19 protein-coding genes, 2 tRNA genes and 1 pseudogene are annotated in these 21,571 nt (G+C 71.3%); 5 read left to right on the top strand and 17 right to left on the bottom strand.

All coding sequences use genetic code 11. From position 1 onward, the window contains the following. Positions 1 to 105: 105 nt before the first annotated feature. Positions 106 to 179 (top strand) — tRNA-Asp (locus DEO23_RS06500). Positions 180 to 278: 99 nt separating this feature from the next. Here DEO23_RS06500 and DEO23_RS06495 read toward each other — a convergent pair. Next, positions 279 to 1,343: an NEW3 domain-containing protein gene (locus tag DEO23_RS06495; RefSeq protein ID WP_133249850.1), complete on the bottom strand. Its 1,065-nt coding sequence runs from the start codon at positions 1,341 to 1,343 to the stop codon at positions 279 to 281. Between the two features lie 5 nt (positions 1,344 to 1,348). Beyond that, entirely contained in the window at positions 1,349 to 2,776 is a 1,428-nt protein-coding gene (locus DEO23_RS06490) for a Gfo/Idh/MocA family protein (protein ID WP_240613254.1), read from the bottom strand. A gap of 259 nt (positions 2,777 to 3,035) precedes the next feature. Here DEO23_RS06490 and DEO23_RS06485 point away from each other — a divergent pair, with 259 nt between their 5' ends. The 3 genes from DEO23_RS06485 to DEO23_RS06475 all read left to right on the top strand — a co-directional run bounded on the left by DEO23_RS06485 (position 3,036) and on the right by DEO23_RS06475 (position 4,934). Then, positions 3,036 to 4,058 (top strand): NADP-dependent oxidoreductase, encoded by a 1,023-nt coding sequence (locus tag DEO23_RS06485; protein ID WP_109275190.1) that lies wholly within the window; start codon positions 3,036 to 3,038, stop codon positions 4,056 to 4,058. A gap of 105 nt (positions 4,059 to 4,163) precedes the next feature. Further along, a tRNA-Phe gene (locus DEO23_RS06480) sits at positions 4,164 to 4,239 on the top strand. 89 nt (positions 4,240 to 4,328) lie between these two features. Next, positions 4,329 to 4,934 (top strand): flavin reductase family protein, encoded by a 606-nt coding sequence (locus DEO23_RS06475; protein WP_109275189.1) that lies wholly within the window; start codon positions 4,329 to 4,331, stop codon positions 4,932 to 4,934. A gap of 39 nt (positions 4,935 to 4,973) precedes the next feature. Here the strand turns inward: DEO23_RS06475 and DEO23_RS06470 are convergent, their stop codons facing one another. From DEO23_RS06470 to DEO23_RS06445, 6 genes are read right to left on the bottom strand one after another with little or no spacing between them, the layout of a single operon-like run. Then, a complete protein-coding gene (locus DEO23_RS06470; RefSeq protein ID WP_109275188.1) occupies positions 4,974 to 5,573 on the bottom strand; it encodes a cation:proton antiporter in 600 nt (199 codons plus the stop codon). Continuing rightward, a complete protein-coding gene (locus DEO23_RS06465) occupies positions 5,570 to 6,229 on the bottom strand; it encodes an MrpF/PhaF family protein (protein WP_109275187.1) in 660 nt (219 codons plus the stop codon). The genes DEO23_RS06470 and DEO23_RS06465 overlap by 4 nt, the downstream gene beginning before the upstream one ends. Beyond that, a complete protein-coding gene (locus tag DEO23_RS06460) occupies positions 6,226 to 6,762 on the bottom strand; it encodes a Na+/H+ antiporter subunit E (RefSeq protein WP_109275186.1) in 537 nt (178 codons plus the stop codon). Before DEO23_RS06460 ends, DEO23_RS06465 begins: the two co-directional genes overlap by 4 nt. Then, complete coding sequence (locus DEO23_RS06455) at positions 6,759 to 8,327, bottom strand: Na+/H+ antiporter subunit D (protein ID WP_109275185.1); 1,569 nt, start codon at positions 8,325 to 8,327, stop codon at positions 6,759 to 6,761. Before DEO23_RS06455 ends, DEO23_RS06460 begins: the two co-directional genes overlap by 4 nt. Next, the gene (locus DEO23_RS06450; protein WP_109275184.1) at positions 8,324 to 8,878 is read right to left on the bottom strand and encodes a Na(+)/H(+) antiporter subunit C; all 555 of its coding nucleotides are present in this window, start codon (positions 8,876 to 8,878) and stop codon (positions 8,324 to 8,326) included. The genes DEO23_RS06455 and DEO23_RS06450 overlap by 4 nt, the downstream gene beginning before the upstream one ends. Next, a complete protein-coding gene (locus DEO23_RS06445) occupies positions 8,875 to 11,814 on the bottom strand; it encodes a Na+/H+ antiporter subunit A (RefSeq protein WP_109275183.1) in 2,940 nt (979 codons plus the stop codon). The genes DEO23_RS06450 and DEO23_RS06445 overlap by 4 nt, the downstream gene beginning before the upstream one ends. A 97-nt stretch (positions 11,815 to 11,911) precedes the next feature. Between DEO23_RS06445 and DEO23_RS06440 the strand changes: the two genes are divergently transcribed. After that, entirely contained in the window at positions 11,912 to 13,378 is a 1,467-nt protein-coding gene (locus DEO23_RS06440; protein WP_109275182.1) for an MFS transporter, read from the top strand. Positions 13,379 to 13,389: 11 nt separating this feature from the next. Here DEO23_RS06440 and DEO23_RS06435 read toward each other — a convergent pair whose 3' ends face one another. The 9 genes and pseudogenes from DEO23_RS06435 to DEO23_RS06400 form a co-directional block, all read right to left on the bottom strand. Further along, positions 13,390 to 14,145 (bottom strand): GntR family transcriptional regulator, encoded by a 756-nt coding sequence (locus DEO23_RS06435; RefSeq protein ID WP_109275181.1) that lies wholly within the window; start codon positions 14,143 to 14,145, stop codon positions 13,390 to 13,392. A gap of 127 nt (positions 14,146 to 14,272) precedes the next feature. Continuing rightward, positions 14,273 to 15,907: an MFS transporter gene (locus DEO23_RS06430; protein ID WP_205678885.1), complete on the bottom strand. Its 1,635-nt coding sequence runs from the start codon at positions 15,905 to 15,907 to the stop codon at positions 14,273 to 14,275. 61 nt (positions 15,908 to 15,968) lie between these two features. Beyond that, a complete protein-coding gene (locus DEO23_RS06425) occupies positions 15,969 to 17,015 on the bottom strand; it encodes a Gfo/Idh/MocA family protein (protein WP_109275179.1) in 1,047 nt (348 codons plus the stop codon). 49 nt (positions 17,016 to 17,064) lie between these two features. Then, positions 17,065 to 17,961, bottom strand: a complete 897-nt coding sequence (iolB, locus tag DEO23_RS06420) for a 5-deoxy-glucuronate isomerase (protein WP_109275178.1) — start codon at positions 17,959 to 17,961, stop codon at positions 17,065 to 17,067. Positions 17,962 to 17,987: 26 nt separating this feature from the next. After that, positions 17,988 to 18,875, bottom strand: a complete 888-nt coding sequence (locus DEO23_RS06415; protein ID WP_109275177.1) for a Cgl0159 family (beta/alpha)8-fold protein — start codon at positions 18,873 to 18,875, stop codon at positions 17,988 to 17,990. Further along, positions 18,872 to 19,897, bottom strand: coding sequence for a 5-dehydro-2-deoxygluconokinase (gene iolC, locus DEO23_RS06410; protein ID WP_109275176.1), 1,026 nt, complete (start codon positions 19,895 to 19,897; stop codon positions 18,872 to 18,874). The genes DEO23_RS06415 and iolC overlap by 4 nt, the downstream gene beginning before the upstream one ends. A 167-nt stretch (positions 19,898 to 20,064) precedes the next feature. Then, positions 20,065 to 20,313 carry a tautomerase family protein gene (locus DEO23_RS16340; RefSeq protein WP_240613253.1) on the bottom strand — a complete coding sequence of 83 codons (249 nt, stop codon included), beginning with the start codon at positions 20,311 to 20,313 and terminating at the stop codon, positions 20,065 to 20,067. 82 nt (positions 20,314 to 20,395) lie between these two features. Continuing rightward, positions 20,396 to 20,455: pseudogene (locus tag DEO23_RS16335) on the bottom strand (hypothetical protein); the annotation flags it as partial. 65 nt (positions 20,456 to 20,520) lie between these two features. Continuing rightward, positions 20,521 to 21,525 (bottom strand): sugar phosphate isomerase/epimerase family protein, encoded by a 1,005-nt coding sequence (locus DEO23_RS06400; protein ID WP_109275175.1) that lies wholly within the window; start codon positions 21,523 to 21,525, stop codon positions 20,521 to 20,523. Between the last annotated feature and the right edge of the window lie 46 nt (positions 21,526 to 21,571).

Below are 21,571 nucleotides of genomic sequence, written 5' to 3'. Positions count from 1 at the left end.
CTCGGCCTCACTGCGAGGTGTTTCACAGGCCGAGTGGTCGAGGGGCCCGGATTGGTCCGGTAGAGTTGTTCAGGTCGGAAACGCGCGAGCGAGGACGATGAGAATGGCCCTGTAGCTCAGTTGGTTAGAGTGCCGCCCTGTCACGGCGGAGGTCGCCGGTTCAAGCCCGGTCAGGGTCGCCCCGCACGAGAGGCCCCGGAGCAGATGCTCCGGGGCCTCTCGCATGTCCGCGTCCGCGTCGGGTCGTCGCGGACGTCAGCGCCCGACGGCCGCCGAGGTCAGCCGACGATCTGCAGGTCGAACACGTGGATCGTGGCGTTCGCCGGCAGCTGCACGGCCTCGATCTCCTTCCCCGAGTCCAGCGGGACGCCCACTGCGTACAGCCGGTACGTCCCGTCCTGGTTCGCGTAGCCGTCGGGGGTGTTGCGACCGGCGGAGGCGACGACCTCCTCGGCGGTGTCGACGCCGGCGCCCACGCCGGTCCAGTTGGGAACGGCGAGCGAGCCGGTGCTGGTGGTGCCGTCGGTGTAGTACACGGTCACCGTCCCGGCGGCGTTCAGTCCCGAGCCCGAGGCGAGCAGGGCGAGCGCGGAGCCGCTGCCGTCGACGCTGATGGCCTGCCCCTGGGCGACCACGTTGTCCTTCGCGGCGGGCCCGAGGTCCGGCCAGGTGAAGGTCGCCCCGGCGCCCTCGATCTCGCTGCCCCGGCTCACCCCTTCCTTCTTCAGCGCGGCGTCGGAGAAGGAGTTGCCCTCGCCGTCGAACTCGCCCGCCGCTCGCTGCGCGAGGGAGGTGGTCCCCACGTTGTTGCGGGCCGCCGCGAGACTCGCGATCGGCTCGCCGGAGGTCTGGACCCGCTCCCCGGTGATGCTGCCGTGCCCGTCCCCGCCCGTGTAGGCGATGTCGGCCGTGAAGGTGTAGGAGTGGAAGCCGTCGCGGAGAGTGGGGACCCGCACGTCGAAGGTCCTGGTGACCCTGGAGCCCGGCTGGATCCGCTTCGCGACGGTGATGGCCTCGGGCGAGGTGGTCCACCCCTCCGGCCCGTGCAGGGTGATCGTGGTGCCCGTCATCGCCTCGCGCGAGGAGTTCGTGATCGTCACCGACAGGGTCTGGATCGAGTCCTGCTCCGCCAGGTCGACCATCGACACCTGGGCGTCGATCTGCCGCGGCGTCTGGCTCGCGGCGAGCGCCGGCACGGCGGCCCCGAGCACGAGCGCGAGGGCCAGCAGGATCGTCTGCGGGATGCGCCGCAGCGCGAGCACGCGGTTCGTCGACGTCGCCGGCAGCGTCGCCGCCGCGGGTCGGTCGTCCGTGCGGCTCGGGGTCGGGGCGGGTGTTCTCATCGGGTTCACTTCGGCATCTCCTTCTGCTTCGAGTCGATCCCCTGGCGCAGCTCGCTCCAGCGCCCGCGGGTGAAGTCGGGGTACTCGAGCGTGGCTCCGCCCTGCTCGATGGACATCTCGCTCATCGGCACCGCCGCGCACCAGGTGGCGGAGTCGTAGACGTCGATGTCCGGCACCAGCCCCAGCCGGATGGACTGGACGGTGCGCCACTGCAGCAGGTAGTCGATGCCGCCGTGGCCGCCGTTGGCCTCCGCGTCGTCGCCGACCTCCTTCCACAGCCAGTGGTCGAACTCCTCGAGGAAGGGGTCGAAGCTGTGCCAGGCGTCGTCGCCGTGATCGGGCTCGACGTAGATCCGCGCCCCGGAGTCACCCGTGCCCACGTAGTCCTCGAACAGACCCCGGGTGCCCTGGATCGAGTTGATCCGGCTGTAGGGGCGGGCCGTGGTGGTGTTCAGCTCGGTGCGGATCGAGCGCCCCTTCTCGGTCTCGTGCAGGCAGGTGACGAGGTCGCCGGTGACGTAGGTGTCGTTCCACGAGGGGTGGTCGGCCGGCATGAAGCGCTTGCGGTAGTCCGCGAGGCCTCGGGCGGCGCTCGCCTGCGCGCTGATCGTCGTGATCCGGTCGCCGCGGTTGATGTCCATGGCGTTGGCGACCGGCCCCAGGCCGTGCATCGCGTAGAAGGAGCGGTTGTGCTTCGTGTGCCAGGTGCGACGCCAGTGGTCGGTGTAGTAGTCCTCGTCGAACAGCAGCGGACGCAGGTCGTGGCAGTATCCGCCGGCCCCGTCGCTGAGGTCGCCGAACACCCCGGCGTGGGCGGCGCGCATCATCGCCAGCTCGTTGCGCCCGTAGCAGCAGTTCTCCGAGAGGAACAGGTGGTTCCTGGTCTTCTCGACCGTTCCGACGAGGTCCCAGATCTCGTCGAGCTCCGTGGCGATGGGCAGCTCGACGGCCGCGTTCGCGCCCGCCTCGAGGGCGGCCTTGCCGTGGGCGTAGTGGAACTCCCACGGCGTCGCGATGTAGACGAGGTCGAGCTTCACCTCGTCGAGCATGTCCTGGAAGGATCCCTCGGACCCGCCGAACTCCCGGGGCCGGTCGTGGCCGTCGTCCTCGAGCTGGTCGGCGACCTTGGTCGCGCGATCGGCGCGGATGTCGCAGACGGCATCGATGCGGGCGCCGGGCACCGCGGCCCATCCCTGCCACATCGTCCCGCCGCGCTGTCCCAGGCCGATCAGCCCGATCCGCACGGTGTCGCGCTGGGCGAAGGGGACGCCGATCATGCTCGCGCGCCCCTTCAGGGGCGAGTCGCCCGTGGAGCCGCTGGTCGTCTCCGCGGGAGCGGCTCCGGCCGGCAGGGCGGTGCCGGCGCCGGCGAGGCCGGCGAGCCCGGCCCCTCCCAGGAGTGTTCTTCTCGATGGCGTGCGCGCAGTGCTCACGGTCAGTCACCTTGCTGTGGGGAGGGATGGCCGACGCACGTGCGCCCGGCCGCGCATGGGCGCGGCCGACGGACATCGGGTCGTTCGGAGAGCACGTCCTCGTGCAGACCGGAGGCTCCGGAACGTCCCGGACGAACCGGGGCTGGTGTGAAACTCCCACCGATCCGTCCGGATGTCAATCGAATCACACCAGATCGGGACGAAGGTGCCGGGCCACCCCGAGCACCCGCCACCGGTGCGAGCCTCCTACGCTCGAGGGATGAGCACACGACTCCGGAACCACCGCATCCGCCTCGCCGCGCGCCCGCACGGGGAGCCCACCAGCACGGACTACCAGCACGACGTCGTGGACGTCCCCTCCCCCGCCGACGGCCAGGTGCTCCTGCGCACTCGCTACCTCTCGCTCGATCCGTACGTCCGCGGCCGGATGAGCGATGCCGAGTCCTACGCCGCCCCCATGGAGATCGGCGACGTGATCGTGGGCGCGACCGTGTCGGAGGTCGTCGAGTCCGCCGCCGAGGGCTTCACCGCCGGTGACGTCGTGCTCTCCTACGGCGGCTGGCAGGAGTACAGCGTGGAGGCGGCCGAGAGCCTGCGCGTCCTCAACCCGGACGGCGCGCCCCTCACCACCGCGCTCGGCGTGCTGGGGATGCCCGGCTTCACCGCCTACGCGGGGCTGCTCGCGATCGGCAGGCCACAGCCCGGGGAGACCGTGGCCGTGGCCGCGGCGACGGGCCCGGTGGGCTCCGCCGTGGGACAGATCGCGCAGGTCCTCGGAGCGCGCGCGGTGGGCATCGCCGGGGGCGAGCACAAGGTCGAGCGCCTGCGCGAGTTCGGGTTCGACGCCGCACTGGACCATCGCACCCCGGACCTCGGCGCCCGCCTCGCCGAGGTCACCCCGGACGGCATCGACGTGTACTTCGAGAACGTCGGCGGGAGGGTCTGGGACGCCGTGCTCCCCCGGCTCAACGAGTTCGCCCGCGTGCCGGTGTGCGGCCTCGCCGCGAGCTACAACGCGACCTCGCTCCCCGACGGGCCGGACCGCAGCGGCCAGCTCATGGGCGCTGTGCTCCGCAAGAGCCTGACCCTGCGCGGCTTCATCCAGCGCGAGTTCGCGCCGACGATGTTCGAGGACTTCCTGCGGGAGATGACCGGCTGGGTGGAGAGCGGCCGGGTCCGCTACATCGAGGACATCCACGAGGGACTGGACAGCGCCCCCGATGCCTTCGTGGGGATGCTGCGCGGAGCGAACCTCGGCAAGACGATCGTGCAGGTCTCCTGAGGCCACCCGCTCTCGCACCCGTGGCATGCCTCTCACCCGTGTCGACCGGTTGGGAGCACCGCACGCCGCCTGCTAGCCTTGTCGTCGGTCGCCTCGAGCGATCACGGCTCTGTAGCTCAGTTGGTAGAGCGTTCGACTGAAAATCGAAAGGTCACCGGATCGACGCCGGTCGGAGCCACCACCAGGGGCCCTCACGCACACGCGTGAGGGCCCCTTCTCATACCCCCCCCGGCGCAGCTCGACTCCCCCGGCACGTGCTGGAATGGCAGGGTGACCTACTTCTACCGCCCGGCCGACGGGCACGGGCTCCCCCACGATCCGTTCAACGCCATCGTGGCGCCCCGGCCCATCGGCTGGATCGCCACCGTCGACGCGCAGGGCAGGCACAACCTCGCGCCGTACTCGTTCTTCAACGCCCTGAACTACCGGCCCCCGCTGATCGGCTTCTCCAGCAACGGTTGGAAGGACACCGTGGCCAACTGCGAGGCGACCGGGGAGTTCACCTGGAACCTGGTCTCGCGCGCGCAGGCCGAGCAGATGAACGCGACCTCGACCACCGCCGCGGTCGACGAGTTCGAGGCCGCGGGCATCCTCACCGCCCCCTCGCTCGAGGTCGAGCCCCCACGGGTGGCCGCCTCGCCGGTGAGCTTCGAGTGCAGGGTCACGCAGATCATCGACCTGCAGACGTCGGCCGGCGCCTTCGCGGGCTCGCGGTTCACCGTGGGTGAGGTCGTGGGCGTGCACCTCGAGGAGTCCGTCCTGGTGGACGGCGTCTTCGACACGGTCGTGGCCGACCCGGTGCTGCGCGGCGGCGGCCCCACGGCATACTTCGGCATCGATCAGGCGCTGCGGTTCGACATGCGCCGACCGGACTGAGCGCGTCACCTCACGCGCCGGGTCGCACGGGTCCCGCCCTCAGATCCCGTTCTCGCTGCGCGAGCGTCGTTCGACGACGTCCTCGAGCTCCTTCTCGGTCTCGTCCTCGAGGTCGATGTCGATGTCCAGGGCCGACGCCGCCTCGGAGTCCTCCGGCTCGCCCCAGTTGCTGAGCCCCGAGAGGTCGGCGTCCTCGTGCGCGCTGCCCACCACGTTCTCGGGGAAGCGCGAGGGCTCCTCGTCGCCGAGGTGCGGGCCCTGCGCCTCGTCGATGAAGCCGTCCTCGTCGTCGTCCTCGTCGAAGGTCGCCGCCAGACGCGGGGTCAGCTCGTCGATGGTGTACGCGCTGCCGGCGACGAAGCCCCGTCGGAAAGCGGCCCGGCCCACCATCGTGCTGGAGACGGTCACCGTCGCCATCTGCGCGAGCATCACCAGCAGCATCGATCCGGCGATCGTCCAGCTGCCGGCGATCAGGGCGCCACCGGCCAGGATCAGCAGCAGGCCCACGGTCTGCGGCTTGGAAACGGCGTGCATCCGACGCAGCACGTCGGTGAAGCGCTGAAGGCCGATCGAGGCCACGAACGCGAACAGGGACCCGAGTGCGATCAGCACCAGGCCGAGGACGTCCATCACCGTCATGACTCCTCCCTGTCCGGCTCGTGCGCGTCGCTCGCCGGACCCGGCAGCCGCGGTCCCGCTCCGCGGCCGGTCCCGTGGCGCAGACGCTCCCCGGAGTCGTCGGTGAAGGGAGCGTTCCCGGCAGCCTCCGCGGGCTCCGCTCGGTCGGCCTGCTCTGTTCGATCTGCCTGCTCTGCTCCGCCGGCAGGCTCCGGTGCGTGGGCCGGATCCGCCGCGTCGGCCTGATCCGCCACGTCGGCCCGTTCCGCCGCGTCGACCTGCTGCGCGCCCGGAGCCCGCACCGCAGCGGCGACCTGCTCGGCCCCGTCCCCGGATCCCGGATCCTCCGCCGGCCCGGCGGCGACCTGGCCCCGCGACCCCGGGTCCCCGTGATGGATCGCCTCACCGCTGACGGCCCGGTCGCGGGAGACGAACCGTGCGACCACCAGGGTGCCGACGAAGGCGAGCGCCGTCAGGCCGAGCATCGGCGGCACCGCGTACTCGGTGCCGCTGCCCGCCGTGTAGAGCGCCATCCCGGCGATCACCAGCACGATCAGCATGTCGGAGGCGACCGCACGATCCAGGACCGTCGGCCCCACGACCATCCGGTGGACGGCGGGGATCGCGGCGAGGCCGAGCACCACGGCGATCACCAGCAGCATGATGTCCAGGCTCATGAGGCCTCGGCCTCCTCGAGCACGTCCTTGCGGGCCAGGGCCTGCAGCAGGCGCATCTCCTGGGCCCGCGTCCGCTCCCGCGCGACCTCGGCCGCCTCCTCGGTGCCCACACCGATCACGTGCAGGAACAGGGTCCCCGTGGCGCGCTGCGCCTCGACCACCACGGAACCGGGGATCAACGTCGACAGCGCCGCTGTGAAGGTGAGGAACAGGTCGGAGCGCGAGGCCAGGGGCACCGCGATCACGGCCGTGGGCGGCTCGGGCCCCGGGCGCACGGCCCACCAGGCGATCTGGACGGCCGAGACCGTCATGTCCCACAGGAAGCGCACGCAGAGCCACAGGAACGCCAGCGGCCGCAGCGTCACCTCGCGGGCCATCGAGGGCAGGGGGAAGACGACGTAGACGAGGATCGCGACCGCGAGCCCGCCCAGCACGTCCCGCGGGGAGAACCCGCCCCACAGCAGGCACCAGAACACGGTCGTGACGGCGAGGCCCAGCCACCGGCTGGGCAGTTCGCGCAGCATCGCCCTCATCGCCCCTCCACCCGGGTGCCGTCGTCACCGATGCGCCAGTGCAGGTGCGATGCGGCGTCCTCACCGAGCACGGCGCTGACGTACGGCTTGCGGTCCAGGACCGAACGGGCGGCCTCGTCGGTGTAGTGCAGCAGCGGACCGGCCAGGACCGTCAGCAGCACGGAGACGATCACCAGGGCGCCGGTCGCGCCGAACATGAGCGCGGGGACGGGAGCTCCCGTGCGGTCGATGTCGGTGCCGCTCGGCGGGCTCTGCCAGAAGGCACGGTTCCAGATCTTCGCGATCGCGTACAGGGTGAGCAGGCTCGTCACCACGCTGATCACCACGAGGATCCAGGAGGCCTCGTTGCCGCGGGCGATGCCCGCCTCCACCAGGCCGACCTTGCCGAGGAACCCGGAGAAGGGCGGGATGCCCGCGAGGTTCATGGCCGGCAGGAAGAAGAGGACGGCCAGCAGCGGGGCCGCCTTGGCCAGGCCGCCCAACCTGCCCAGGTTCGTGGTGCCCGTGCGGTGCTCGATGAGCCCCGCGACCAGGAACAGCGTGGACTGCACGGTGATGTGGTGGGCGACGTAGTAGATGGTCGAGGCGATCGCGAGCCGCGTGGTCACCCCGATGCCGAACAGCATGAAGCCCATGTGGGAGACCAGCGTGAAGGATAGGACACGCTTGAGGTCCGTCTGGGCGACGGCGCCCAGGATCCCGATCACGAGGCTGGCGCCGGCGGCCGCGAGCAGCAGCACCTCCAGCTGGGAGGCCGGGAACAGCAGCGTCTCCAGGCGGATGATCGCGTAGATGCCCACCTTGGTCAGCAGTCCGGCGAACACGGCGGTCACCGGCGCCGGCGCCGTCGGGTAGGAGTCCGGCAGCCAGGCGCTGAGCGGGAAGATCGCGGCCTTGATCGCGAAGGCGACCAGCAGCGTGAGCTCGAGCCCCATGCGGGTGGCGTCGGGCAGCTGGTCAAGGCGCACCGCGAGCTCGGCCAGGTTCACCGTCCCCACCGCGGCGTAGACCGCGGCGATGCCGGCCAGGAAGATGATCGAGCTGAGCAGGGAGACGATCACGTAGGTGGTCGCGGCGCGGATGCGGCTCGCGGACCCGCCCAGGGTCAGCAGCACGTAGCTCGCCGCGAGCAGGATCTCGAAGCTCACGTACAGGTTGAACAGGTCCCCGGCGAGGAAGGCGTTGGAGACGCCCGCGACCAGCACCATGTAGGTCGGGTGGTAGATCGCGACCGGGGTGCGCTCGGTGTTCTCGCTGACCGTCTGCGCACTGGAGTAGATCAGCACGGCGAGGGTGACGATGCTGGAGACGACCAGCATCAGGGCCGTCAGCCTGTCGGCGACCAGCACGATCCCGAGCTGCGGCGTCCAGCTCGCGATCTGCAGCACGAGCGTGCCGTCCGCGCTCACCCCGTAGCCGATGGCGAGGGCGGCCACCAGGATCGCGACCAGGGTCGCGATGCTCACCGCACGCTGCAGCCGTGCGTGGTGGCGCAGGATCAGCGAGGCGGCCGCGCCGCCCAGGGGCAGGACGACGGGCAGGGCCAGCAGCAGCTCGATGCTCATCGGCGCTCCTCCCCCTCTGCCTCGTCGGCCTCGGTGTAGTCCTGCGGGACGTCCTCGTCGCCCGAGAGGTCCTCGCCCAGCGGGTCGGCCTCGCGACGCTCCGGGAGTCCCTGCGATGTCGCGAGCGCGCCGCGGCGGGCGTCCTCGTCGAGCTGGTCGGCCCAGCCCACCTCGATGCCCTGCCCGGTGCGCCCGCGGGAGCGGCGCAGCACGCGCCGGTCCTCGACGTCGTCGGGGACCTCGTCGTGGCCGAAGAGCTGCCAGGCCCGGTAGGCCAGCGCCATCACGAAGGCGGTCACGCCCAGGGTGATGACGATGGCGGTCAGCACCATCGCGAACGGCAGCGGGTCGGTCATGGTCCCGGGATCCCCGCTGCCCTCGAAGGGCGGCTCGCCCCACGGCCCGGCGGCGACGATGAACAGCAGGTTCACCCCGTTGCCCAGCAGCACGAAGCCCAGGATGATGCGGGTCAGGGTGCGTTCGAGCACGAGGTAGACGCCGCAGGCGATCAGCACGCCGGCGGTCAGGACCAGGGTCAGGCTCACGCTCATTCGGTCTCGGCCTCCTGGTGGAGATCGATCTGGGACCCCAGGCTGCGCAGGATGTCCAGCACCACTCCGATCACCACGAGATAGACGCCGATGTCGAACAGCAGCGCGCTGGGGAAGTGCAGCTCGCCGAGCACCGGGACGTGCACGACGGGGGTCGCGGTCGAGAACACGCTGCCGCCGAAGAACACGGGCAGCACCGCCGCCGCCACCGCGGTCGCCATGCCGACGCCGAGCACCAGACCGGCCTGCACCGGCGCGGCCTCGGAGAGCTCGTAGCGGCCGCCGGCGATGTAGCGCAGGGTGAGCGCGATGCCCGCGACCAGGCCGCCTGCGAAACCGCCGCCGGGATGGTTGTGACCGGCCATCAGCAGGTACACGGAGAACATCATCATCAGCGGGAACGACAGCCGGGTCATCACTTCGAGGACCACCATGCGACGCTGCGGGGCCAGCGTGCGTCCCGCGGAGAGCCAGGTGCGCCAGCGGTTGCCGCTGACGTCCTCGGGGCGCGTGTCGAGCTCCAGGAGGTTGCGGGGCAGCTCGGTGTCGGCCCGACGGTTCCAGATCGTGCGCGAGGGCCGCACCGACTCCACCCGGGCGATCGACTGCTCGCGCTGGGTGACGAAGATCAGGGAGGCGACGCCCGTGGCGACCACCAGCAGCACCGAGATCTCCCCGAAGGTGTCCCAGACGCGGGCGTCCACGAGGGTCACGTTGACGACGTTGTGGCCGCCGCCGATCGTGTACGCCGCCTCGATGAGGTCACGCCCCAGCGGATCGTCCTGGCGGGCCGCCGCCGCGTAGACCGCGACGCCGCAGAGCGCCGCCGCGGTGCCGATCGCGATCGTCCAACGCAGCCAGCGGTCGAGGTTCAGGGGACGACGGGAGAAGTACGCGGGCATGCGCCGCAGGGCGAGCACGAGCACCACGGTCATCATGGTCTCGGCGAGCACCTGGGTGAGGGCGACGTCGGGGGCACCGGCGAGCAGGAAGTAGAGGGCGACCACGTAGCCGGTGACCGTGATCAGGAAGACCGCGCGCAGTCGCCGGCGTGCCCTCGCCGCGCCGATCGACGCGATCGCCGCGACCACCAGCAGCAGGATCTCGACCGGGCGCATGAAGGGCACGAAGTTGTCGGGCAGGGGGTTCTGCCAGAACAGGATCGGCGCGGCCATGGCGATGATGACCACGAGCATCGTGCCCAGGGTGAAGGGCAGCGAGCCCCTCTGGTAGAGCGGGGTGACCAGCACGGCGATGCTGTCCACCGCACGCATCAGCCCGCGGAACCCGCGCTCGGCGTCCAGCAGCACCCCGGCGCGTCCGGGCGCCCAGCGCTGCGGGGAGACGGCGCGCTGGAATCGCTCGACGGGCCGTGCCAGGACCGCCACCAGGACGCCGAGCCCGAGCGTCACGGCGCTCAGCAGCAGGGGCACTCCCAGGTGCGGGACGATCGCCAGGTGCACCCCGGCGTGCTCGCCGGGGACGCCGTCGGCGATCCGGGCCGTGATCACCTCGAGGCCGTGGGCGAGCACGGGCAGGGCGAGCGTCGCCAGCGTGATCACGGCCGGCGGCAGCCAGAACCCGGGGCTGATGGCGGCCGCCCGCACGGGCGGCGCACCCGGGGCGCGCCCGAGCGCACCGGTGAGGAAGCGCCACGAGTAGGCGACCGTGAGCACCGACCCGGCGACGAGCGCGACCAGCAGGAGGCGCTGGGCGGTCCCGCCGTACCAGAGGGCGGTGAAGATCGCCTCCTTGGAGACGAAGCCGAGCAGCGGCGGGACGGCGGCCATGGAGGCGGCCGAGATCAGCCCGATCACAGAGACGATCGGGGCGGCACGCCACACGCCCGAGAGCACCCGCATGTCACGCGTGCCGTACTTCTTGTCGATGATGCCGACCACCATGAACAGCGGCGCCTTGAAGGCGGCGTGGGCGACCAGCATGGCGCTCGCGGCGAGCACCGCATCGGGGGTCGCGAGACCGGCGACGGCCATCAGGAAGCCCAGCTGGGAGACGGTCCCGTAGGCCAGCAGCAGCTTGATGTCGACCTGGCGCAGAGCACGCCAGCCGCCCAGCAGCATCGTCGCCGCGCCGAGCACGACGATCACCGGGCCGACGTACGGCACCTGGGCGATCGCGGGGTCCAGGCGCAGCACCAGGTAGACGCCCGCCTTCACCATCGCAGCGGCGTGCAGGTAGGCGGAGACGGGGGTCGGTGCCGCCATCGCACCGGGCAGCCAGAAGTGGGTGGGCACGAGCGCGGACTTGCTGACGGCGCCCGCGGCGATCAGCAGCAGCGCGATCACGAGATAGGCGTCGTCGCCGTGCCAGATCGGGCTCTCCACGATCGCGGCGAGGCTCATGCTGCCCGCCCGCTCGGCGAGCATCAGCAGCCCGACGAACATCGCCAGCCCGCCGGCCGTGGTCGAGATCAGCGCGTTGATCGCGGCACGGCGCGAGGCCCGCTTCTCGGCGTAGTGGCCGATCAGCAGGTAGGAGAAGATCGTGGTCAGTTCCCAGAACACGAACATGACCATGACGTCGTCGGCCAGCACCAGCCCCACCATGGCGCCGGCGAAGGCGGTCAGCACGCCGGCGAAGCGCCCCAGCCCGGGCTCGGTGTTCTTGAAGTAGCGCGCGCAGTAGACCAGCACGAGCGCGCCGACCGCCGTGGCGATCATCGCGAGCAGCCAGCTCAGGGTGTCCAGCCGGAAGGTCAGCGTGATCCCGAACTGCGGGATCCAGGGGATCGAGTGCACCCGTGGCGAGGTCGTGAGCGCCGCCGGGTCCAGCGTGGCCAGCCACAGGGCGCTGGCCGCGGGGACCACGGCCAGGAGGTAGAAGGCGCTGCGCCCCATCACCCTCACCGCGAGCGGCCCGAGCAGGGCGGCTGCGAGATGCGCGACGAGCACAGCGAGCACGGGCACTCCGTCCATGAGGGCGGCTGGGGATACTCGGAATTCTATCTGCATGCCCTGTGCCGCCGCTGGGTCGGAGTGACCTTTCCCTGCGGGCCGGACATAGGGTGCGCACATGAGCGTGCCCCATTCCTCATCCGGACCTGCCCCGGCGGCCCGCTCCCGCCGCTCCCTCGTCTCCTTCGCCCTGTGGGACGGCGGGATGTCCGCGTTCAGCTCGGTGATCCTGACGTTCGTCTTCGCGACCTACGTGACCAACGCCGTCGCCACCCAGGGGGCCGTCGGCGAGGAGGCGATCAAGGCGGCGCAGGACCACGGCTCCCAGGTGCTCACCTCGTGGCAGGCCGCGGGCGCCGTCGCGATCGCGCTGCTGGCGCCGCTGCTGGGGAACCTCGCGGACTCCGGGGGATCGCGCAACGCGCTGCTGCGCATCACCACCCTGGCGACGGTGGCGACGATCGCGGCGATGCCCCTGGTCGCCCTGGACGCGGACTCGTTGACGCTCGGTGCCGTGCTGATCGCCCTCGCGGTCGTGTTCTCGGAGCTCGCGGGGGTCTTCGTGAACTCGGTGCTGCCGGAGATCTCCACGACGGAGAACCGCGGGCGCGTCTCCGGCACCGCCTGGGCCGTCGGCTACTGGGGGTCGATCCTGTGCCTGGTGCTCGTGCTCGTGCTCTTCGTGATGCCCGGCACCGGGATCCTCGGCATCCCCGCGGACGACGGCTGGAACCTGCGGGCGATCCCGCTGTTCACCGCGCTCTGGATCCTGCTGGGCACCCTCCCGCTGATGCTGTGGGCACCGCGTCATCGCGCACGCGGCGAGATCGAGGGCGGTGACGACGCGGCGACTGAGGGCGAACGGCGGGTCCAGACGGGCAGGACCCGGTGGACCCCCTGGCAGGGGTATGCGGCGATCGTGCGCCGGGTCGTCCGCGCCTTCCGCGAGGAACCCGCGACCCTCGCCTACCTGGCGGCCTCCGCGATCTACCGGGACGGGCTGGGCGCGGTGTTCTCGGTGGCCGGGGTGCTCGCCGCGAACGCCTACGGGTTCTCGACCGTCGAGGTGATCGTGTTCGGGATCGCCGCCAACCTGATCGCGGGCGTCGGGGTCTTCCTGGGCGGGCGGCTGGACGACCGCATCGGCTCGCGCGCCGTGATCATCATCGGCTGCGCGGCGATCGTCGTGCTGGGCCTGGTGATCTTCCTTCTCGAGGCCCAGCTGGTGTTCTGGGTGATGGGCCTCACGATCTGCCTGTTCGTCGGCCCGGTGCAGTCCTCCTCGCGGAACCTGCTGACCCGGCTCTCGGCCCCGGGGCGCGAGACGGAGAACTTCGGCCTCTACGCGACCACGGGCAGGGCGCTCGGCTTCCTCGGCACCGCCGCGTTCTCCGCCTCGGTCGCCCTGTTCCACGACACCCGCATGGGCATCATCGGGATCATCGTGGTGATCGCCCTGGGGCTGCTCGCCTTCGTGCCCATCCGCCTCGGAGCGGCGGGACGGGCGGGTGCCCTCGACCCGGCGGACCGGCCCGGTGCTCCCGGGCGCCCCGGCGCGTCCGAGCGGACCAGCGCTTCCGGCTGAACCGGCGCGGGTCAGCCGTCGACGAGCGTCACCTCGAAGGAGTAGCGCGAGGCGCGATAGACGTGGTGGCCGTACTCGATCACGGAGCCGTCGTTGGCGAAGGACTTGCGGTCCATCGTCAGCAGCGCCGCGCCGACCGATTCCTCGAGCAGTGTCGCGTGCTCCTCGTCGGCCGTGACCGCGCCGATGCGCTCGTGGCCGACGGCGGTGGCGATCCCGCGCTCGCGCAGGGCCGCGTACAGCCCCTTCTCCAGCAGCTCCTCACGGGTGGGCGCGAACTTCTCCGGCAGGGTGTTGCGCATGACGGCGAGCGGTTCGTCGTCGGCGTAGCGCACGCGCACCAGCTCCAGCACGAGCTCGCCGGCGCCCAGCAGCAGGCGCCCCGCGGCCTCCGCCGAGGGGCGACCGATCCGGTACTCGAGGACCTCGGTGCGGGGGCGCTTGCCCTCCCGCGCGAGGTCGTCGAACAGCGAGGTCAGCGCGACGGGGCGGTTGACCTGGGATTCGACGACCTGGGTGCCGACCCCGCGCTTGCGCACCAGCAGTCCCTTGTCCACGAGCTCCTGGATGCCCTGGCGCACCGTGGGGCGTGAGAGCTTCAGCCGGCTCGCGAGCTGCAGCTCGTTCTCGATCCGCGAGCCCGGGGGCAGCTGCCCGTCGCGGATCGCCCCTTCGATCGCAGCGGAGAGCTGCAGGTAGAGGGACGTCGAGGAGCCGCGGTCGATGGGGATGATCAGTTCGGTCGGGGGGATGCTCTCCGCGCCCATGGGTCCCTCCTCGTCCCGGTGTCGGCGTCAGGGGTGACATGGCACCCCTCAGCGCTGCCGCTGTCCTGACAAATGTACACAGTGCCTTCGGGGCCGCCCCACGCCGGGGTCGTTCCCCCGTCAGGGGTCAGTCCCCGTGGGTGGCCTGGTAGCGCTCCTCGAACTCCTCGAGCGAGACGCCCCGGGTCTCGGGGACGATCCGCCAGTAGAACAGGAACGCGACGACGTTGATGATCGCGAACACCAGGTAGGTCTTCGCGCCGCCCAGGCCCGCCATCATCGAGGGGAAGACGGCCGCGACGATGCCGTTGAACAGCCACAGCATGCCCACCGAGATCCCCTGCGCCCCGCCGCGGATCTTCGCGGGGAAGATCTCCGCGAGCAGCACCCAGGTGACGGTCCCTGCCTGCTTGGCGAACACGAACAGCGAGACCACCACGAGCACCAGCCAGGGCACCACGACGGGGATCGTCCCGGCGATGCTGCCGTCGGCCTTCATGTGGGGCTCGATGCCGAAGTGGAAGAGGCCCGCGAGCACGAACAGGGCCACGGCCACGCCGAACTCCTGGGCCATGCCCACGTGACGCCGGGCGAAGCGGAAGACCACGTACAGCCCCACCGCAGACCCCACCGCCGAGACCAGCCCGGTGACGACGTTCAGCGTGATCGCGTCGGCCGTCGAGAATCCCGCCGCGCCGAGGATCGTGGGCATGTACCACATGGCGGTGTTGATGCCGGTGAGCTGGTCGAAGATGCCCAGGGCGATGCCGATGAGGATCAGTCGCCGTGCCCAGCGCCGGGTGAACCCCTGCCGCAGCGTCCACTCGGTCTGGCGTGCCTGCTTCTCCTCGAGCTCGACCATCTCGACGACCTCGTCGGCGATGTCGTCCTTGGCGGGGTCGCGCAGTGCCTTCAGGCTCGCGATGACGTCGTAGTAGCGCTTGTTCGCGGCGAACCAGCGCGGGGACTCCGGCATCACGCGCATCCCGACCCACAGCACGATCGCGGGGATGGTGGCGAGCACGAGCATCCAGCGCCAGGCCTCGCCGTTGCCGTCGGAGACGACGATCCCCTCGATGTGCTGGAGCACGTCCCAGGAGACGACGTCGCCCGAGGAGTACTTCCCCGAGGGGTCGTCCTGCACGGTCGCCTGCGGGGCGGAGTGCATCCGCGCGATGACCGCGTTCATCGAGTAGGCGACGAACTGCCCGAAGACGATCATGAACTGGTCGATCGCGACGAGCGGCCCGCGGATCCGCTTGGGCGCGGCCTCCGCGAGGTACAGCGGCACCGTCGAGGAGGCTCCGCCCACGGCCATCCCGAGGACGAAGCGGAAGGGCGCGATCACGGCGACGTTCGGCGCGAAGGTGCAGCCCAGCGTGCCGACGACGAACACGATCGCGAGCACCATGATCGCCCGACGACGGCCGATGCGGTCGTTGAGCTGACCTCCCAGCAGGGCCCCGGCGGCCGCGCCGAAGGCGAGCAGCGAGGTCACCAGCCCCTCCTCGGCGGCGCTCAGGCCGAGGCCTCCGGCCGGGCCGGGCAGGTGCATGTAGGGCAGGGCGCCGGCGATCACACCGGTGTCGTAGCCGAACAGCAGGGAGCCCATGGTGGCGACGGCCGCGATCACGAGCGGTCCGCGGCGCCGTCCGGACGCCCTGATCCGGCCGACGAGCGAGGGGATCTCGCCGGTGGCGGGGACCTCGCCCCGTCGGGGCCCGGTCCCCTCACCGGGGCGGGGTTCGCTGGGTGTGGACATCATCGTCCTCCGGTCTCGGTGTGGGTCTCGGGCATCTCGGTGCCCGCCTCGGACATCCGGTTCACGGCCGCTCGCGCACGTCCACGGGCACGAAGCCGTCGGTCGTGAGGGCCTTCTCCGCTGCCGCGCAGGCGGCGGCGCCCAGGTAGCCGTCCCAGACGCCCGCGGAGCGTGCGGCCACGTTCGTGCCCTCGCGGACCGCGCCGATCCAGGCCTGCACCTCGGCGTCGTAGGCGTCGAGGAAGCGGGGACGGAAGTCGGCGGGGATCGCCCCGCCCCACTGGCCGCCCTCGCGGTGCGTGGTGATGCGGCCGCTCTCCTGGCCGATGGTGGCGATGCCCTTCGAGCCCAGCGCCTCGGTGCGCACCTCGTAGCCCGAACCGGTGTTGACGTAGAGCTCATCGGTGACGATGCGACCGGATGCGGTGCGGAACAGCAGCAGCATCGGATCGTGCTGGCCCTCGTCCGCGCGTGGTCCGGGCAGCGGGAGCACCACCTGCACCGCGGTGATGGGCTCGTCGAGGAAGTAGTGGATCGCGTCGATCTCGTGCACGGCCGAGTCGTAGACCATCATCGTGTCGGTGAAGCCCGGCAGCGTGGTGGCGTTGCGGTGCTTGCAGTTCAGCACGCTGATCTGTCCGAGCTCACCGGAGTCGATCGCGTCCTTGAGCTCCGCGTAGTCGCGGTCGAAGCGGCGCATGAAGCCCAGCGAGACGTACGCGCCGCCGGAGGCCTGCTCGGCCTCGACCACGCGGTAGGCGTCCTCGGGGTTCATGGCGAGCGGCTTCTCGCACAGCACCGGCTTGGACACCTCGATGCAGGCGATGGCCTGGTCGCGGTGGAAGGCGCCGGGGCTCGCGATCAGCACGGCGTCGACGTCGTCCGCGGCGATGAGCTCCTCGGGGGTGTCCACGACGCGGGCGCCGGGAACCGTGCCCGCGATCTCCTCGGCCTTCTCGCGGAGGTAGTCGGTCACGACGCTGACGCGGGCGCCCTTGATCCGGTCGCGGATGCGCACGACGTGGTCGGCGCCCATCTGGCCGACGCCGATGACGCCGACGCGGACGTCGGCCGGCGCTGCGGACGCGTCCTGCTCACTGCTGCTCATGGGGTGTCTCTCCTTCGGGACGTGGATGTCGGATCGCGCTCGGGCGCTCTCAGGCCTCGCCGGCCAGACGGGGGTCGGGCCCGGCGTCCTCCCAGGTGCCGCGCACCCAGGTCTGATCGGGATGGTCGGTGATGTTCCAGGCCCGCTGCGGCGCGGGGCCCGCCATCACGTTGAGGTAGTACATGTCGTGGCCGGGGGCGGCGGCGCAGGGTCCGTGCCAGCCGTGGGGCACCAGCACCACGTCGCCCGCGCGGACCTCCACCAGGGTGTCGATCGGCCGCTCGGGGTCGGTGGAGGAGGTCTGGTGGTAGCCGAAGCCGGGACCGCCGTCGGGGGCGTCCTGGATCTCGTAGTAGTAGATCTCCTCGAGGTCCGACTCGGGGTGCTCGGGGTCCTCGACGGTGGTGTCGTGCTTGTGGGCGGGGTAGCTCGACCAGTTGCCGCCCGGGGTGATGACCTCGCACGCGATCAGCGAGTCGCAGTCGTCGAACGATCCGACGGTCCCGAAGTTCCGCACCTTCCGCGTCATGCTCCCGCCGCCGCGGATCTCGACGGGCACGTCCTCGGCGGCGATCCTCGCGGCGGGGTGGGAGGCCGTCGCGACCGCGATCGCGAGCGCGAACCGGCCGCCGCCCGAGCTGCTGACCGCGAGCTCGGACTCGATGCCCGCGTAGGCGACGTCGGTCGCCGCCGAGAACACGTCGCTGCGCCCGGCCAGGTCGAACTCGTGGTCGCCGGCGCGGTCGGTGACCCTCACGTGGCAGGACCCGCTGAGCGGGACCACCATGATCTCGGTGCGGCCGGTGCCCAGGTGCGCCGATCCCCCGGGCTCGAGGGCGAGCACACGCAGGCCGGTGTGGGCCCAGTCCTCCCGCTCCCCCGGGTCGATGACGGTGTCGTAGGGGCCCTGCGCCGAGGACCCCGCGGGGATGTGCAGTTCACTCATCGTCTCGCCTTCCTTCGCCTCGTCTCTCAGCGGATCATCTGCACCGCGGTGCCCACCGCGGCCTCGACGTCGTCGTCGCCCGGGTACAGCAGGGTGCGGCCGACGACCAGTCCGCGCACGTTCGGCCGCGCCAGCGCGCTGCGCCACTTCGCGTAGACGGCCTCGGCCTCGCTCGCACCGGGGTCCCCGCCCAGGATCAGGGTGGGCAGCGTGGTCGCGTCCATGACGCGTTCCATGTCGGCCACGGCGGGCAGCTTGAGCCAGCTGTACGCGCTGGTCGCGCCGAGCCCCTGGGCCACGTGGATCGAGCGGATCACGGCCTCGGGGCTGAGGTCGTTGACGACCTTCCCGGCCGTGCGCGAGGACCAGAAGGGCTCGATCATCGCGATCAGCTCGTGGCGGGCGAGGTCGTCGATCGCCTCGGCGCTCCACTGCAGGGCCGTCGAGGTGCGATCGTCGGCGAGGTCGATGCGGGTGAGCATCTTGCCGCCCGCGAAGCCGGCCTGCGCGATCGCCTCCGCGTCGTAGGCCGTGAAGCGGTCCTCGATCTCCCAGGAGGCGCCCTGCAGGCCGCCGCGGTTCATCGAGGCGAACACGACCTTGTCCTCGAGCGCACCGAGCAGCAGCAGGTCCTCGAGGATGTCGGCGGTGCCCAGCACGCCGTCCACGCCGGGCACGGCGAGCGCGGCGCGCATGCGGTCCAGCAGGTCGGTGCGGCTGGCCATGGCCTCGGGCCGATCGCCGACGCCGAGGGCCCCGCGGGCGGGATGGTCGGCCGCGACGATCATCAGCGAGCCGTCGGTGTCGGCGACGGTCCGGCGTCGTCGTGCCCGGAGCAGCCGTCCGATCCGGCCCGGGTCCTGGACGCGCACCCGGGTGATCTCCTCGTAGCTGTCCACGAAGCTGTCGGTCATCGCTGAGCACCCTCCTGGAGACCCCGGGAGCGGATCCCCGCGAGCATCTCGTCGATGGTCCGGCCGTGGTTGGGGTCCTCGCCCGCCAGCAGCTGGTCGATCTCGTCCGTGGTGGGCATGGCGGTCGAGCACTCGAGGCGGCTGGTGACGATCGCGCCCGCGGCGTTGCAGCGGGTGAGGGTCTCGGTGAGCGACTGGCCCGAGAGCAGGCCGTGGCACAGGGACCCGCCGAAGCTGTCCCCTGCGCCCAGGCCGTTGATCACCTGGATCATGTTCGGGGGCACCTCGACGCGCTCGTCGCGGGTCTTGCCGAGCACGCCCTTGGGGCCCTGCTTGACGATCGCGACCTCCACACCGGCGTCGAGCAGCGCGTCGGCGGCGCGCTCGGGTTCGGTCTCCCCGACCGCGACCTCGCACTCCTCGCGGTTGCCCACGGCGACCGTCGCGTACTGCAGCGCCCGGTGGTACTCCTCGCGGGCCTCCTGCGTCGAGGACCAGAACATCGGCCGGTAGTCGAGGTCGAAGACGGTGTGGCGGGTGCGACCGCGCGCCTCGAGGGCGGCGTGGTGCGCGGAGCGGCTGGGCTCCTCCGACAGCCCCGTCCCGGAGAACCAGAACAGCGGTGCGGAGCTGATCGCCTCGAGGTCGAGGTCCTCGGGGGCGACCTGCAGGTCCGGGGCGCTGGGCTCACGGTAGAAGTAGAGCGGGAAGTCGTCGGGCGGGTAGATCTCGCACAGGGTGATCGGGGTCTTCAGCACCTCGTCGGTGACGACGAACTGCCCGCTCACACCGAGCCGCTCGAGCTCGGCCACGACGTAGCGCCCGAAGGGGTCGTCCCCGACGCCGGTGATCACGGCCGGGCGGTGCCCCAGCCGGGCTGCGGCGACGGCCACGTTGGCGGGGCTGCCGCCCAGGAACTTGCCGAAGCTGTAGACGTCCTCGAGCCCCGTCCCGACGGCCAGCGGGTACAGGTCCACCCCGCTGCGACCGAAGGTGATGATGTCGAGATCTGCTGATGCCATGGGAATGATGCCTCTCTGCACACGTGCGGTCCGCTCCGAGGGCACGCCCTCGTGCCGTCCGGCTCGGTGCGACTATGTTGTCACGCTGCGATCTATATGTCCATACAAAGTTTGGGTCGGGTCGGGTCGGACCGGCCGGCGGACCACGGAGGTCGGCGCGGCCGGCCTCAGGGCTCCCCGGTGAGGAACTGGGCGCGGCCGTGACCGAAGGACCAGTCCTCCCGGCCGTTCTCGGCGACCGAGACGATGAGGTCCTCGGGTCGGACCAGCCCCGCCTCCCCGAGACGCTCGGCGAGCCGGGCGTAGATCGCCTGCTTCTGCTCCTGCGAGCGCCCCTGCTGCAGGATCTGGATGATCGTCGCGCCGTGACTGCGCTCGATGCCGAGTCCCGTGTCCTCGGCGATGATGCTGCCCACCGGCACCTCCTCGAGGATCTGATAGCGGTCCCCCGGGGGGTGCCGAGAAGTGCTCGAGCATGACCTCCTGGACGGCGTCGGCGAGCTCCTTCTTCTGCGAGGCCGTGCGGCCCTCCTGCAGCGTTATCCGCACCAGCGGCATGTCATCTCTCCTCTCCGGACCCGGCGGGGTGCCGCCCACGGCGGGTGTGGGCAGCGGCGGCGCGCTCAGGCACCCGACCGGGCGGCGGCCTCGAGCAGTGTCCGGGCACCGCGCTCGATGCCCTCGATCCGGTCGAACGCGGCGTCCTCGTGCTCGATGTTGATGGTCAGATCCGGGTCGACGGCGGCGAGAGCGCCGAGGAAGCGGGTCCAGTAGTCCACGTCGTGACCCTCGCCGAGCGCGACGAAGCGCCAGGCCGGGTCCGCCGGCCAGCTCGAGCACCAGTGGCCGATGCCGGTGGGGGTGCGCTCGGCGGGGTCCTCGGGGACGGGGTCGAAGGCCGTGTCGAGCACGCCGCGGGTGCCGGCGCCGGGCAGCACGGCGGTGTCCTTCGCGTGGACGTGGAGGATGTGCTCCGCCAGGCGCTCGATGCACTCCAGCGGCTCCATCTGCTGCCAGAACAGGTGCGAGGGGTCGAGGTTCACGCCGATGTTCGTGGGCTCGACGCGCTCCAGGAACTGCTCGAACGTGGGCGGGGAGAACACCAGGTTGCGCGGATGGAGCTCGAAGGCGATCTTCACGTCGCGCTCGCGAGCCAGGGCGTCCATCCGCTTCCAGAAGGGCACGGCGACGGACCACTGGTACTCGAGGATCTCGAGGTCGATCCCGTTCCAGGGGTTGACGATCCAGGCCGGGTACCCGGCTCCCGGGTCCGTGCCCGGCGTGCCCGACATCGCGACCACCTCGGGGACCTCGAGAGCCCCGGCGAGCTCGATCGTGCGGCGCAGGTCCTCGGCGTGGCCGATACCCTCGGTGGGCAGCGGGGACAGCGGGTTCCCCGAGACGGTGAGCCCGGTGAGCTGCATGTCCGCCGCCGCGAACACCGCGCGGTACTCGCGCCGTGCCCGCTCGCTCGCGAGCAGGAGGTCGACGGGGGCGTGGGGTGAGGGGATGAACCCTCCGGTGTTGACCTCCGCTCCTCTCAGGCCGACGCCCGCGAGGACCTCGAGGGCCTCCTCGAGCGTGCGGTCCTGCAGGCAGGCGGTGTAGGCGCCGTAGGTGAATGCCATGGAGTTCTCCGTTCAGTGATCGAGGATCAGGCGGGTCGTACGGATC

This window comes from Brachybacterium endophyticum (assembly GCF_003130585.1).
Taxonomy (GTDB): domain Bacteria; phylum Actinomycetota; class Actinomycetes; order Actinomycetales; family Dermabacteraceae; genus Brachybacterium; species Brachybacterium endophyticum.
The sequence above is the reverse complement of the archived record's forward strand: the minus strand, read 5'-3'. Positions and strand labels throughout refer to the sequence as shown.

Bases quoted from the DNA above. Each gene is read 5' to 3' on its own strand.
- iolC (WP_109275176.1), bottom strand. From the start codon at position 19,897: ATGGCATCAGCAGATCTCGACATCATCACCTTCGGTCGCAGCGGGGTG.
- DEO23_RS06485 (WP_109275190.1), top strand. From the start codon at position 3,036: ATGAGCACACGACTCCGGAACCACCGCATCCGCCTCGCCGCGCGCCCG.
- DEO23_RS06450 (WP_109275184.1), bottom strand. From the start codon at position 8,878: ATGAGCGTGAGCCTGACCCTGGTCCTGACCGCCGGCGTGCTGATCGCC.
- DEO23_RS06455 (WP_109275185.1), bottom strand. From the start codon at position 8,327: ATGAGCATCGAGCTGCTGCTGGCCCTGCCCGTCGTCCTGCCCCTGGGC.
- DEO23_RS06465 (WP_109275187.1), bottom strand. From the start codon at position 6,229: ATGAGCCTGGACATCATGCTGCTGGTGATCGCCGTGGTGCTCGGCCTC.
- DEO23_RS06445 (WP_109275183.1), bottom strand. From the start codon at position 11,814: ATGGACGGAGTGCCCGTGCTCGCTGTGCTCGTCGCGCATCTCGCAGCC.
- DEO23_RS06470 (WP_109275188.1), bottom strand. From the start codon at position 5,573: ATGACGGTGATGGACGTCCTCGGCCTGGTGCTGATCGCACTCGGGTCC.
- DEO23_RS06400 (WP_109275175.1), bottom strand. From the start codon at position 21,525: ATGGCATTCACCTACGGCGCCTACACCGCCTGCCTGCAGGACCGCACG.
- DEO23_RS06430 (WP_205678885.1), bottom strand. From the start codon at position 15,907: ATGTCCACACCCAGCGAACCCCGCCCCGGTGAGGGGACCGGGCCCCGA.
- DEO23_RS06460 (WP_109275186.1), bottom strand. From the start codon at position 6,762: ATGAGGGCGATGCTGCGCGAACTGCCCAGCCGGTGGCTGGGCCTCGCC.
- DEO23_RS06425 (WP_109275179.1), bottom strand. From the start codon at position 17,015: ATGAGCAGCAGTGAGCAGGACGCGTCCGCAGCGCCGGCCGACGTCCGC.
- iolB (WP_109275178.1), bottom strand. From the start codon at position 17,961: ATGAGTGAACTGCACATCCCCGCGGGGTCCTCGGCGCAGGGCCCCTAC.
- DEO23_RS06440 (WP_109275182.1), top strand. From the start codon at position 11,912: ATGAGCGTGCCCCATTCCTCATCCGGACCTGCCCCGGCGGCCCGCTCC.
- DEO23_RS06415 (WP_109275177.1), bottom strand. From the start codon at position 18,875: ATGACCGACAGCTTCGTGGACAGCTACGAGGAGATCACCCGGGTGCGC.
- DEO23_RS06435 (WP_109275181.1), bottom strand. From the start codon at position 14,145: ATGGGCGCGGAGAGCATCCCCCCGACCGAACTGATCATCCCCATCGAC.
- DEO23_RS06495 (WP_133249850.1), bottom strand. From the start codon at position 1,343: ATGAGAACACCCGCCCCGACCCCGAGCCGCACGGACGACCGACCCGCG.